Here is a 14,669-nt window from a genome sequence, read left to right on the forward strand (position 1 = left end):
ATTTTTGATCTATTACTCGGTATTTTGAGCAGCTTTAAAAGCTTCTGTCATTACATTGGAGAATGTTTCATCATTTTGTTTATTGTTTAATTTATTTTTTATATCTTTTTTATCATCATTGTTATCTATAATATGAATATTTAAACTAATACTTCTATTTTTTCGATCAAAACTAGATATTTTTACTGGAATATTATCATTAATGTTAAACATTTTTATAAATTCTTCGTGTTGAATAGAAGAATCAGAAAATTTGATATTTCCGTAAATACCTTCTGATAACTGTATAATAACTTGTTTGTTATCAAAAGATTTAATTAAACCATTAATAATCATTCCTTTTTTGAAATTTAAAATATATGCATTAAAAGGATCTTCTTCTAATTGTTTGATTCCTAATGAAATACGCTCTCTTTCTGCGTCTACTTGCAATACTACAGCTGAAATTTCATCACCTTTTTTATAACCCTTTACAGCTTGATCACCTGGTGTAGTCCAAGAAATATCAGATAAATGCACTAATCCATCAATGCCTCCTTTTAAACCAATAAAAATACCAAAATCTGTAATAGATTTAATTTTACCAGAAACATGTATTCCTTTTTTATGAGTTTCAGAAAATTCTTGCCATGGATTAATTTTGCACTGCTTTAGTCCAAGTGAAATACGACGACGATCTTCATCAATATCTAATACTATAACGTCTACTATATCATTTACGGCAACTACTTTAGAAGGATGAATGTTTTTATTTGTCCAATCCATTTCCGAAACATGGACTAATCCTTCTACACCTTCTTCAATTTCAACAAAACAACCATAATCTGTAAGATTTGTAACACGTCCACTTAATTTAATTCCTTCAGGATAACGTTTTGAAATAGCTATCCACGGATCTTCTCCTAATTGTTTCAATCCAAGAGATACACGTGTTTTTTCTTTATCAAATTTTAAAATTTTAACATAAATTTCATCACCAACATTCACTATTTCACTAGGATGTTTCACTCTTTTCCATGCCATATCTGTAATATGTAATAATCCGTCTACACCTCCTAAATCTACAAAAGCTCCATAATCTGTAAGATTTTTTACAATTCCTTTAAATTTAATACCTTCTTGTAGATTTTCAAGCAATTGATTTCTTTCAGCACTATTTTCTGATTCAATAACAGCTCTTCGAGAAACAACCACATTGTTTCTTTTTTGATCTAATTTTATTACTTTAAATTCTAATTCTTTACCTTCAAGATGAATAGTTTCTCGAACAGGTCGAATATCAACTAAAGAACCGGGTAAAAATGCTCGTATATCATTTAATTCAACAGTAAATCCACCTTTAACTTTACCATTAATAATACCAGTTACTGTTTTTGATGTTTCATGAGCTTGTTCTAATACTAGCCATGATTCATGTCTTTTTGCTTTTTCACGAGATAAAAGTGTTTCTCCAAATCCATCTTCAATAGCATCTAAAGCAACATCAACATAATCTCCAACTTTAACATCAAGTAGACCTTGAGAGTTTTTAAATTGTTCTAATGGAATAGCAGATTCAGATTTAAGACCAGCATCAACTAAAATTATATCCTTTTCTATAGAAACGATAATACCACGAACAATCGAACCAGGACGTGTTTTAATTTCTTTTAGTGATTCTTCAAATAATTGAGCAAAAGATTCATTCATATTAATAATATTAAAAAATTTTTATTAATGTTCATTTTAACTTCATGCTAAAATGAGATTATTTTATATATCTTATAATAATCCTTATTATAAAGTTTATTTTTTTAAAATTTAGATTGTTAGTTTGTATTATTATTGAATCATATAATTATTTTTTTTTTGATTTCTTTCATAGAATATTCAATTACTTCAGAAAGTGTCATATTAGTAGAATCTAATATTATAGCATCTTTTGATGGGTATAAAGGAGAAATTAATCGATTTTGATCACGTTCATCACGAATTTTTAATTGCTGGAATAATTCTTTATCATTAACAGATAATCCTATCTTTTTAAATTGTTGTATTCTTCGATGAACACGAGTTTCTAAATTAGCATTTAAAAAAAATTTAACAATAGCATCGGGAAATACTATTGTACCCATATCTCTTCCTTCTGCTATTAAACCAGGTGCTTTACGAAAATATCTTTGTTTATAAAGTAAAATTTTTCTAATTTTAGAAAAAGTAGCTAATTTAGAAGCTATTTCTCCTACTATTTGAAGATGAATAATTTTAGAAGTTTTATTTTTTTTTTTAATAAAGAAAAATTTAAATTTTTTAAAATCGAAATTATATTTTTTTCAATAATAGGAATATTTTTTTTTAATATTGTAATTGCTAATAATCTATATATTACACCAGATTCTAGAATACACCAATTTAATTTATTAGCTATTAAATTGCATAAAGTACTTTTTCCAACACCACTTGGTCCATCAATTGTAATTACAGGAATATTATTTTTCATATTTTTTATACATCAACTGTTAAAATAAAAAAATATCATTTATTACATATTATTATTTTTTAAAATTTTATTATATTTATTAGTTCTTACAAATGTTTAAAAAATCGTGAAAATATGTTGGATAAGTTTTAACTACACAATCAGGATTAACTATATTAACACCAAAATTAGACAAACATAATAATGAAAAACACATTGCCATACGATGATCATCATATGTATTAATTTCAGCAAATTTAAAATTCTTAGGTGGAGTAATAGATAAAAAATCTTTTCCTTCTTTAACTATAGCACCAATTTTTTTAAGTTCATTAGTCATAGCAGATAATCGATCTGTTTCTTTGACTCTCCAATTATATATGTTTCTAATAATAGTGGTTCCATGAGAAAATAAAGCTACTATAGCAATAGTCATTGCAGCGTCAGGAATATGATTCATATCTAAATCTATTGATTTTAATTTGTTTTTAGTAGATATGATAAAAGAATCACCCCAACTAATAATTGCACCCATTTTTTCAAGAATACTAGCAAATTGTATATCACCTTGAATACTTTTTTTTCCAACTCCTATAACTTTGACTGAACCCCCCTTAATTGCAGAAGCAGCTAAAAAATATGAAGCGGAAGAAGCATCTCCTTCAACTACATAATTACCTGGTGTTTTATATTTTTGATTTCCTATAATATTAAAAATAGAATAAGACTCATTTTTAATATGTACACCAAATAATTTAATTAGTTTTATCGTAATATCTATATAAGGTTTGGAAACTAAATTACCTTTTATAAATATAGTTGTATTTTTTAATGCTAGTGGAGCAATCATTAATAAAGATGTTAAAAATTGACTAGAAATACTTCCATCTAATGTAATTAAACCACCTATAAACCCACCTTTTACACAAATTGGAGGATATCCTAAATTATTTTTATATTCAATAATTGCACCTCCTTGTTGTAAAGCATCAACAAGATGCTTAATAGGTCTTTCATTCATTCTGTTGTTTCCAGTTAATACAATATCGTTTTTAAATAATGAAAAAGCAGAAAGAAGTGGTCTAATCGCTGTACCTGCATTTCCTAAAAATAATGAAAGAGCATGTGGTACTTTAAATAATTTAATATTACCTTTGATATGGCAAGTTGTATTTTTATTTGATAAAGAATAAACAATACCAATTTCTTTTAAAGCAGATAACATACATTGAGTATCTTCGCTATCTAATAAATTGTTAAGAGTAGTCATACCATCGGAAAAGGCTGATAGTAATAGCACTCTATTTGAAATGCTTTTTGAACCCGGCAAATATACAGTACCATTAATATAAGATACTGGGTTTAATTTTAAAATTTTCTGCATAATACATACACACTCTTTATTTAATAAATAAAAATTTTTTTAATAAAATTATAGCTTGTCATCCATATTTTTTTTCGAAAAATAACATAAATTTTACTAATTGTTTTACACCTTCAATAGGCATAGCATTATAAATTGAAGCTCGCATACCCCCAACTATAGAATGACCTTTTAAAGCATGTAAACCAAATTTTTTAGACTCTTTTAGAAATATTTCATTTAATTCTGAATTAATTAAATGAAATATAATATTCATCTGAGATCTATTCTCTTTAACTATATTATTAATATAAAAATCACTATTATCTATTACTTGATATAATAAATCTGATTTTTTTTGATTTAATTTTTCAATAATTTTTACTCCTCCTTTTTTCTTAAGCCATTTAAAAACTAATCCTGATAAATACCAAGCAAATGTAGGTGGTGTATTAAACATAGAATTATTTTTATTAATAATACTATAATCTAAAATAGATGGACATGATTTAGAAGCATATCCTATTAAATCTTTTCTGATAATCACAATGGTAATACCTGAAGGACCAATATTTTTTTGAGCACCAGCATAAATTAGTCCATACTTATTAATATCAATTGAACGAGATAAAATATATGAAGAAAAATCTCCAACAACTACTTTATTATTAAAATTTGGTTCTTCATATAGTGATATTCCATCTATTGTTTCATTAGGACAATAGTGAATATATGCAGAAACATCTCTAATATTCCATTGTGAAGGTTTTAGAAGAAAAATTTTTTTGTTTTTCAATTGTCTAATTAATATATTGTTTGAATTACAGTATTTTTTTGATTCTAAAAATGCAGAATTAGACCAATAACCACTGTTAATATAATCAGCTTGTGTAAAATTCCCTAATAAATTCATAGGAATTGCTGAAAATTGACCTCTAGCTCCACCTTGACAAAATAATATTCTATAATTATCAGATATGTTTAGTAAAGATCTTAAATCTTCTTCTGCTTCTATAACAACTTGATAGAATTCTTTAGTACGATGACTAATTTCCATTACAGAATATCCTAAATTATTCCAATTCTTTAGTTCTTTTTGAGCTTTATAAAGAACTTCTTTAGGAATCATAGCTGGTCCTGGACTAAAATTATAAATTACATTCATTATTTCACCGAAAATTATTCACAATTAGTTTATAAATGTCATATTTTTCATATATTTAGTGTGTAATATTGTCGGGATCTTTACCCGACCATCTTCTTGTTGGTAATTTTCTAATATTGCTGCTAGCGTTCTACCTACAGCTAAACCAGATCCATTTAATGTATGTACAAAACTATTATTTTTTTCTAATTGTTTTCGATATCTAGTTTGCATACGACGTGCTTGAAAATCACCCATATTAGAACAAGATGAAATTTCTCTATATTTATTTTGTGAAGGAAACCATACTTCTAAATCATATGTTTTAGTTGCAGAAAAACCCATTTCTCCGCCACATAACAAAACTTTTCTGTACGGCAATTCTAAAAGCTGTAGAATTTTTTCTGCATGATTAGTTAAAACTTCTAATGTTTCCATAGATAATTCTGGTTTAACAATTTGTACAAGTTCGACTTTATCAAATTGATGTAACCGAATTAAACCCTTACTATCACGCCCATAAGAAGACGCCTCTGATCTAAAACAAGGTGTATAAGCAGTTAACATAATAGGTAAGTGCTTTTCATCTAATATTTCATTTCTAAATAAATTAGTTAAAGAAACTTCTGCAGTAGGTATAAGTATATACTTTTTTTTGTCTATACTATTAACATGAAATAAATCATTGCTAAATTTAGGTAATTGTCCTGTACCATATAAAGCATCATAATTTACCAAGTAAGGAACATATGTTTCTATATAACCATGTTGGGTCGTATGTACATCTAACATAAACTGACTTAATGCTCTATGTAAAAGTGCGATTTGTCCTTTCATAACAACAAATCTTGAACCTGATATTTTAGCTGCAGATTTCCAATCTATTTGATTAAGTTTTTTTCCTAGTTTTATATGGTCCTGAATAGGAAAATTATATTGCTTTTTTTCTCCCCAATATTTGATTGCTTGATTATGTTTTGGTTCCGTTCCTTCTGGAACATCTTGAGATGGTATATTAGGTATAGACATAGAAAAATTATAAATTTTTTCTTTTAAAAGATTAAATTTATTTTTTAATATCTCTAAATTTTGACTAGATTTAATAACTTTATTTTTTAAAGTTGTATTACTTTCTTTTAAAATTTTTGATTTTCTAAATAAATCTGATAATAATTTATGATTGTATTGCAAACTTTCAGTTTGCACTTGTAATGTTTTTCGTTTATTTTCCATTTTAGATATTAATGAAACATCTAATTCAAAACCTTTTTTTAATAATTTTTCTGCAACTAAAAGCAGTTCTTTTCGTAACAAATAAGGATTTAACATAATTTTTATATCTTTTTAATAAAATAACAAAATTTATAATTACTGTTAATTATATTTTATAATTAACAATTTAATTATATTAATTAAACAAATATTTAAAAATTTGAGATTCTATTATATTTTAAAAAATTTATTTTATATAACATTTTATATTAATTAATGATATTGACATTAAATAATAAAATTTTTATATATATTTATAGTAATTTTAAAAATTATAAAATAATAGCAATAATGAATTTAACGTCTTAATTATTAAAGGAAATAATATGCAAATCATAAAACATAATAAAATTATTATTTTAGGATCAGGTCCAGCTGGATATACTGCTGCTATATATGCAGCTCGAGCAAATTTACATCCTATATTAATTACTGGAGATAATAAAGGAGGTCAATTAATGAATACTAACGAAATTGAAAATTGGCCTGGAGACAAAAATCAAATTACTGGTTCAGAATTAATGAACCGTATGTATGAACATGCAATAAAATATCAAACAGAAATTATATCTGATAAAATTATTTCAGTAGAATTTAGTAAAAAACCATTTGTTTTATTAGGTGAAAAATACAAATATACAGCTAATTCAGTAATTATAGCCACTGGTTCAAATCCTCGTTATTTAGGACTAAATTCCGAAAAAAAATTTAAAGGAAAAGGTGTTTCTACTTGTGCTATATGTGATGGTTTTTTCTATAAAGATAAAGAAGTAGCAGTAGTTGGAGGAGGAAATACCGCTATAGAAGAAACATTATATTTATCTAATTTTACAAAAAAAATACATTTAATACATCGTAGAAATCAATTTAAAGCAGAAAAAATATTAATTAATCGATTACTAGAACTTGTAAAAAATAATAAAGTAAAACTTTATTTAAAATATACTATAAAAGAAATATTAGGAAATAAATTAGGTGTTACACATTTAATAATAAATAACATGAGCTTAAAAAAAGATTTTCAAGAAAAAATTATTGTATCTGGGTTATTTATTGCAATAGGACACACCCCAAATACAGATATATTTATAAATAAATTAGAAATAGAAGATGGATATATCAAAATTAAACAAAACAAACATGGAAACTATACACAAACAAGTATTCCAGGTATTTTCGCGGCAGGTGATGTAACAGACCATGTATATAAGCAAGCAATTACATCTGCTGCTAGTGGTTGTATGGCAGCTATAGATAGTGAGCGTTATTTAAATTCTATTTAATTAAAAAATTAGATTTTCTCTACAAAAAACATACTAGTCAAAGTGACTAGTATCAGTTATAATTAAAATATAAAAAATTATTTATTTTTATTTATTATGTTAGAGACAAAAATGCCTAAAGAAGAAAATATTGAAATGCAAGGAACAGTAATTGATACATTACCTAATACAATGTTTCGTGTCGAATTAGAAAACAAACATATTATCACAGCTCATATTTCAGGAAAAATGCGAAAAAACTATATTAGAATATTAACAGGTGATAAAGTTACTATTGAATTAACACCATATGATTTAACAAAGGGTAGAATTATTTTTAGAAGTCGTTAAAATATGTAAATTTTATTAAAAATTTAATAAAATAAATTTTTTAAATCTATTATTTTATTAAAAAACACAACACTTTCTGAAAATTTTTAAAATATTTTTTTAGTTATCTCTTCTGAAAAACTAATTTTATAAAATATACTTATAAAAAAATTGTATTTTGAGAAGATATTATTAAAAATAAATTTTACAGAGAATTTATGCGTACTAAATATTGTGGAAATATTAGAATTATTCATTTACATAAATTTGTTGTTTTATCTGGATGGGTAAATAAAATAAGAAATTTTGGTCAATTTATTTTTGTAGATATGAGAGATTATACAGGTATTGTTCAAATTATTTTTCATTCAAATAATCATGATATCTTTCAAAAAGCATTAAGTTTAAAAAACGAATCATGTATTCAAATAGAAGGAATTGTACAAAAAAGAGATATTAAAAATACAAATCTAAAATTAGATACTGGACAAATAGAAATCCTAGCTAAAAAAATAAATATTTTTAATATTTCAGAACCACTCCCATTAGATTATTTAAATAATAACAGTGATGATTTAAAATTAAAATATCGTTATTTAGATCTTCGACAATTTAATTTATTTAAAAATTTAAAAATTAGAAATGAAGTTACTTGTTTAATACGAAATTTCATGACAAAAAAAAATTTTTTAGATATTGAAACACCATTATTAACAAAATCTACTCCAGAAGGAGCTAGAGATTATTTAGTTCCTAGTCGAAACTATCCTGGTAAATTTTATGCTTTACCACAATCACCACAACTATTTAAACAACTATTAATGATTTCTGGAATTGATAGATACTATCAAATAGTAAAATGTTTTCGTGATGAAGATTTAAGATCCGATCGACAACCCGAGTTTACACAAGTAGATATTGAAGCTTCTTTTTTGAATTCTACAAAAATTAGAAAAATTATAGAACAATTAATAAAAAAAATTTGGTTAAAAACATTAAATTACAATTTAAATAAATTTCCTGTATTATCTTTTAACGAAGCAATAGAAAAATATGGATCAGATAAACCTGATTTACGTAATCCTATAGAAATAATTGATATATTTGATATTTTTAACAAAAAAAAATACCTTGATTTTTTTGAAATTCAACCATCAAAAAAAAATAGAATAGCTTTATTATGTTTTTCTGAAGGTGAAAAAATAAGTCGAAAAAAAATTGAAAAATATTGTAATTATGTGAATAAATTTGATGCAAAAAAATTATTTTATATTAAAGTTAACAAATATAAATTAGGTCAGGATGGTTTTCAAAGTTCAATAAAAAACATATTAAATCAAATAATATTAGATAAAATTATAAAAAAAACAAATGCTAAAAATGGAGATATTTTATTTATCATGGCTGATAAAAAAGATATTGTAAATAAATCACTTGGAATGTTACGTATCAAATTAGGCAATGATTTTAAAATTTTTAAAAAAAATATTTGGAAACCAGTATGGATTATCAATTTTCCTATGTTTAAAAAAAATAATCTTGGCAATTTTTCTTCTGTTCATCATCCCTTTACTGCGTTTAAAAAAAATCATGAAAAAAAATTTTTTAATAATCTAGATTATGCTATGTCAGATAGTTATGATCTAGTAATTAATGGGTATGAAATTGGAGGTGGATCAGTTAGAATTCATGATGCTAAAACACAAAAAAAAGTTTTTAATATTATTGGTATAAGCAAAAAAGATCAAAAAGAAAAATTTGGTTTCTTAATAGAAGCGTTGCAATATGGAGCTCCGCCGCATGCAGGAATAGCTTTAGGACTAGATAGAATAATTATGTTGTTAAGAGAAACAAACAATATTAGAGATGTAATTGCTTTTCCTAAAACAACATCTGCATCATGCCTTATGACTAATGCACCTAGTAGATTAAAAAATAAAAATTTAAATGAATTAGGTATAAATATTATTAAAAAATCTATATTATAATTTTTTATAAAAAAAATTTTTTAAAATACTTAATAAATAAATAAAAGAAGCAAATAATACAATAGATGGACTTGTAGGTATATTTAACAGTATAGATAAAATTATTCCGCCTGTAATAGAAAAAATACTAATTAAAATTCCAATAATTGCCATTTTTTCTGGAGAATTAGAAAAATATTGTGCAGTAGCAGGGGGGATAACCAATAAAGAAGTTATTAATAATGCTCCTACAAATTTCATTGCAATAGAAATAGTTAAAGCAGTTGTTAACATTAAAGTTAAACGCGCATAAAAAATATTTATACCATCAATTTGAGCTAATTCTGGATTAATTGTGACTAATAAAATAGTATTCCAACGGATAATTAAAACAATTAAAACTATTATACTTCCTAAAGAAATAGTAATTAAATCAGATTTTGTTACAGATAATAAATCACCAAATAAATAATTATTAAAATTTATTGGTTCTGAAGTAGAAATCAAACTAATTAATACTATACCTAAGGCAAGTGAGCTATGTGATATTATACTTAATATAGTTTCTAATGAAATTGGCAATATTTTTTCTAACCATGCCAAAAAAATAGCAAGTAAGCTTATAAACCCTAAAATAATATAAAATGAATTACTTTGAAAAGCTACAGATATAGCTAACCCAAGTAAAGACGAATGTGATAATGTATCACCAAAAGATGACATTCGACGCCAAACTATAAAACAACCTAAAGGTCCTATGGCTAAAGAAAGAAATACTCCAGATAACCATCCTGGCAAACAAAATAGTTCAAACATAATATAACCAACCATACTCTAAAATTTGATTTTACAGTTTTAATATCGATGGATATGATCATGACGATGATGATAAATGGCTATTTCTTGAATTCGTTCGAAACCAAACATTGAAATAAATTCTAAATTTTTAAATACTTTTTTTGGACTGCCAGAACAACAAATATGCTTGTTTAAACAAATTACATGATCAGTTTTAGCCATAACAAAATTTAAATCATGCGAAACTATTAAGATAGTACAATTTAATTCACTACGTATACAGTGAATTAAATTATACAAATCTAACTGACCCATGACATCAACGCCTTGTACAGGTTCATCTAAAACAAGTAAATTAGGATTATTTAATAAAGCTCTAGCTAAAAGAACACGCTGCATTTCACCACCAGATAATCTTTGTAACGATAAATATCTAAGAGAATCTGCTTTTACACGTTTTAATATTTTTAAAACATTTGTAGTTTTTTTGTATTGAGATAATTTCATAAATCGTTCTACTGTGATTGGTAATAAATTATTAAGATATAATTTTTGAGGTACATAACCAATAGATATATGTGGAGAACGAAAAACTGTTCCTGATGTAGGTTTTATTAATCCTAATATAACACGTATTAAAGTAGATTTTCCAGCTCCATTTGGACCAATTAACGTAATTATGCGATTAGAAGTTAAAGATAATGATATATTGTAAAGAATAGAACGATTATCAAAATTAACATGAATATTTTTTAAAACAATAAATTCTAACATAAATAAACTTTTTATATCGTCCTATAATTTTTTATTATAAAATATTTTTCTAAAAATAAATATAGATTTTATTAAAAATAAATTTTGTCATTCTATTAAATTAAGTATTGAATCTTATGTTAAACTATTTTTTATAATTCAATATTTTATAAGAGTAAATATTAAAATTTATATATTTTAAATTGCATATTTAATGTACAAATAATTAATAATACGATAAATAATAAATTAAAACGTTTTTAATATATAAATATTAGAATAAAAAATACTTTACAAAATAATATAAAAATTAATATTATATTTATGTATCTATAAAATTCTATAAAATAGAATTCTATAGAAGAATTTAAATTATAATTAAATATTATATAATAAAAATTTTTATAATTTAATTTTATTAAAATTTCTTTAGATTATTAGAAGTTTTTATAAATATATTTAAAAATATTTAAGACAGATAACATCTATATTTATATTAAACTTTTTTAATACAATATTATTGCTTTTAAAAACAGTTAAGGAATAAAAAAGTGCAGTATATTTATAAAAAAATTTATAAAAAAATTTCTTTATTTTTTAATTATAAATTTAATTTTTATAATATATCTACATGTTTTATAAACACTGTCATTATTTCCACAATATTTTTAAGTAATAGTGTTTTTTCTGAGAATAAAAAATTTTTTTATCAATTTATTATTAACAAAAATTACGAAGTAAAAAATAATATTTTTAATAAACAAAATCAAAAAGTTAATATTCAAGATTTAAAAAATTATAAAAAAATTAAAAATAAATCTAATTTAATTCCGTATTTATCAAAAATATCAAATCATAAATTTATAAAAAAAGTAATTTATATTAAAAATCATTCTAATTTTTTTAAAAGCGCATTTAAATCAGGTTTCAATTTATATGATATCAATACCATTATTAAAGCAATAGAATGGCAAATAAGTTTTCATAAATTAAATACTAATAGTGTATTTAACTTAATTTTTTTGAAAAAAAAAATAAATTCCAAAAAAAATAAAAACATATTATTAGGTATAAAATTAAATAATTTAAGAAAAACGTATTATGCCATAAGAGCAGTTAATGGACATTTTTATAACCTCAACGGTTTTAATAAGGCAAAAATGATTATGAATTTTTCATTTTTAAAAAAATATCGAATTTCTTCTCATTTTAATTTACATCGTTTGCATCCTATTACACATCATATCAGTCGTCATTTAGGAGTTGATTTAGCAATGCCTAAAAACACTTTAATACTAGCAACTAGTAATGGTAAAACAATAAAAACTGGGTTTAATAAAATTTCAGGATTTTTTATAGTTTTAAAACATCATAATGAATGTTTAACTAAATATATGCATCTTAATAAGATTTTAGTTAAAGTAGGTCAAATTGTCAAAATAAATCAAAAAATTGCATTATCTGGAAATACTGGAAGAACAACTGGACCTCATTTACATTATGAAATCTGGATTAATAAACATCCAATTAATCCAATATGTGCTCCATCTAATTTCGTAGAACAACTTACAAAAAAAGAACGTATTTCATTTTTAAAAACATCTAAAATAATTTTATCGCAATTAAATTGATATTTTTAAAAATTTTTAGTTAATTTAAATCAAAAAAATTTAAAAATGATTTAACAACTATTTAATAAACTACTTTTAAAATTCTACTAGTATTTGTTTTTCCTGTTTTTCCCATTATATCACCTTGAGTAACAATAACTAAATCATTATTAAATAAAAAACCTTTTTTACATAATAATATTATAGCTTCATTAGCAGCTTTAACCCCATCATTTTTACTATCAAAATAAATCGGAACTACACCTCTATATAGTGTTGATAAATTTAAAGTTTTTTTATGTTTTGATAAAGCAAAAATAGGAAGTCCAGATGTTATTCGAGAAGTCATTAAAGCGGTTTTTCCAGATTCAGTCATAGTAATAATTGCTGTAATACCATTTAAATGATTTGCTGCATACATAGCTGACATAGCAATGGCTTCTTCTATATCATTAAATTTTATATTAATACGATGTCTAGACACATTAATACTAGGAATTTTTTCAGCTCCTATACAAACCTTTGACATATTTAAAACAGTTTCAGATGGATATTTACCAGACGCAGTTTCAGCAGATAGCATAACTGCATCACTTCCATCTAATACAGCATTTGCAACGTCCATAACTTCTGCTCGAGTAGGCAATGGATTTAAAATCATAGATTCCATCATTTGAGTGGCAGTAATAACTACTTTATTTAATTTTCTAGCACTTCTAATTAAATTTTTTTGAATACCTACAAGTTCTGCATCTCCAATTTCAACTCCTAAATCTCCTCTAGCAATCATAATTGCATCTGAAGATAATATTATATCCTCTATAGAATTTTGGGTTCTTACAGCTTCTGCTCGTTCTATTTTTGCTATAATTTTAGCTTGACTACCAACTTGATTTAATAAAAATCTTGCTTGTTTTATATCTTCTCCACATCTAGGAAAAGATACTGCTAAATAATCTACATCTATCTTCGCAGCTAGTATGATGTCTTTTTTATCTTTTTCTGTTAAAGCATCTGCTGATAATCCACCACCTAGTTTATTAATACCCTTATTATTTGATAAAACACCTCCTATAATAACTTTGGTAAATATTTCAAAATCATTTACTTTAAATACTTTTAATTGTATTTTGCCGTCATCTAATAGTAAAATATCATTAATATTTAAATCTCTAGGTAATCTTTTATAATCAATTCCGACTCTTTCTTGGTCGCCATTACTATTTTCTAAATTAGAATCTAATATAAAAATTTCATTTTTTTGAAGAAAAATACTATTTTCTTTAAATTTGGAAATTCTAATTTTAGGTCCTTGTAAATCACCAAGTAACGCAATATTACAATTTAAATCTAACATTATTTTTCTTGCTTTTTTCGCTCTTTCTATATGTTCGTCAGATGAACCATGAGAAAAATTTAAACGAAGAACATTTGCTCCAGACTCAATAATTTTTTTGAGATTATTATTTTTATCTGTAGAAGGTCCTAAAGTAGCAACAATCTTAGTTCTTCTTAATCGATTTAACATAAAAACCTCTATAATTTGTTATCTAATGATTAAATTTGTTTATTAATTTTTTAAAGCTAATTTTTCAAAAATATAACAAAGGGATATCAAATAGTTATTTATATTTATTTATATTTATTTATTTAGTAAAATTAATAAAAATAGTTTTAATTTAATAATACCTGATATCAAACAAAAAATCTTA

At 24.0% G+C, this 14,669-nt stretch carries 11 protein-coding genes and 1 pseudogene; 4 read left to right on the plus strand and 8 right to left on the minus strand.

Features of this window, described 5'->3' with window-relative positions:
- Positions 1 to 12: 12 nt before the first annotated feature.
- The 5 genes and pseudogenes from rpsA to serS all read right to left on the minus strand — a co-directional run bounded on the left by rpsA (position 13) and on the right by serS (position 6,294).
- Positions 13 to 1,689 (minus strand): 30S ribosomal protein S1, encoded by a 1,677-nt coding sequence (rpsA, locus tag D9V62_RS01565; protein ID WP_158340061.1) that lies wholly within the window; start codon positions 1,687 to 1,689, stop codon positions 13 to 15.
- 140 nt (positions 1,690 to 1,829) lie between these two features.
- A pseudogene (gene cmk, locus D9V62_RS01570) lies at positions 1,830 to 2,479 on the minus strand ((d)CMP kinase).
- Between the two features lie 79 nt (positions 2,480 to 2,558).
- Complete coding sequence (aroA, locus tag D9V62_RS01580; RefSeq protein ID WP_158340064.1) at positions 2,559 to 3,842, minus strand: 3-phosphoshikimate 1-carboxyvinyltransferase; 1,284 nt, start codon at positions 3,840 to 3,842, stop codon at positions 2,559 to 2,561.
- A gap of 58 nt (positions 3,843 to 3,900) precedes the next feature.
- Complete coding sequence (gene serC / locus D9V62_RS01585; RefSeq protein ID WP_158340065.1) at positions 3,901 to 4,986, minus strand: 3-phosphoserine/phosphohydroxythreonine transaminase; 1,086 nt, start codon at positions 4,984 to 4,986, stop codon at positions 3,901 to 3,903.
- A gap of 24 nt (positions 4,987 to 5,010) precedes the next feature.
- Positions 5,011 to 6,294, minus strand: coding sequence for a serine--tRNA ligase (gene serS / locus D9V62_RS01590; protein WP_158340066.1), 1,284 nt, complete (start codon positions 6,292 to 6,294; stop codon positions 5,011 to 5,013).
- Between the two features lie 269 nt (positions 6,295 to 6,563).
- Here serS and trxB point away from each other — a divergent pair, with 269 nt between their 5' ends.
- The 3 genes from trxB (at position 6,564) to aspS (ending at position 9,817) form a co-directional block, all read left to right on the plus strand.
- On the plus strand, positions 6,564 to 7,520 hold the full coding sequence (trxB, locus tag D9V62_RS01595) for a thioredoxin-disulfide reductase (protein ID WP_158340067.1): 957 nt from the start codon (positions 6,564 to 6,566) through the stop codon (positions 7,518 to 7,520).
- 111 nt (positions 7,521 to 7,631) lie between these two features.
- Positions 7,632 to 7,850 (plus strand): translation initiation factor IF-1, encoded by a 219-nt coding sequence (infA, locus tag D9V62_RS01600; RefSeq protein WP_158340068.1) that lies wholly within the window; start codon positions 7,632 to 7,634, stop codon positions 7,848 to 7,850.
- Positions 7,851 to 8,047: 197 nt separating this feature from the next.
- Positions 8,048 to 9,817 carry an aspartate--tRNA ligase gene (gene aspS, locus D9V62_RS01605; RefSeq protein WP_158340069.1) on the plus strand — a complete coding sequence of 590 codons (1,770 nt, stop codon included), beginning with the start codon at positions 8,048 to 8,050 and terminating at the stop codon, positions 9,815 to 9,817.
- Here aspS and znuB read toward each other — a convergent pair.
- Positions 9,812 to 10,612, minus strand: coding sequence for a zinc ABC transporter permease subunit ZnuB (gene znuB, locus D9V62_RS01610; RefSeq protein ID WP_158340070.1), 801 nt, complete (start codon positions 10,610 to 10,612; stop codon positions 9,812 to 9,814). The two genes, aspS and znuB, sit on opposite strands and share 6 nt — an antisense overlap.
- Positions 10,613 to 10,651: 39 nt before the next feature.
- A complete protein-coding gene (znuC, locus tag D9V62_RS01615; RefSeq protein WP_158340071.1) occupies positions 10,652 to 11,368 on the minus strand; it encodes a zinc ABC transporter ATP-binding protein ZnuC in 717 nt (238 codons plus the stop codon).
- Positions 11,369 to 11,898: 530 nt separating this feature from the next.
- Here znuC and D9V62_RS01620 point away from each other — a divergent pair.
- Positions 11,899 to 12,978 carry a peptidoglycan DD-metalloendopeptidase family protein gene (locus tag D9V62_RS01620; protein ID WP_158340072.1) on the plus strand — a complete coding sequence of 360 codons (1,080 nt, stop codon included), beginning with the start codon at positions 11,899 to 11,901 and terminating at the stop codon, positions 12,976 to 12,978.
- 61 nt (positions 12,979 to 13,039) lie between these two features.
- Here D9V62_RS01620 and pyk read toward each other — a convergent pair whose 3' ends face one another.
- Positions 13,040 to 14,485, minus strand: a complete 1,446-nt coding sequence (gene pyk, locus D9V62_RS01625) for a pyruvate kinase (protein ID WP_158340073.1) — start codon at positions 14,483 to 14,485, stop codon at positions 13,040 to 13,042.
- Positions 14,486 to 14,669 lie beyond the last annotated feature (184 nt).

The organism is Buchnera aphidicola (Aphis helianthi) (genome assembly GCF_005083845.1).
In the GTDB taxonomy this organism is placed as follows: Bacteria; Pseudomonadota; Gammaproteobacteria; order Enterobacterales; family Enterobacteriaceae; genus Buchnera; species Buchnera aphidicola_AW.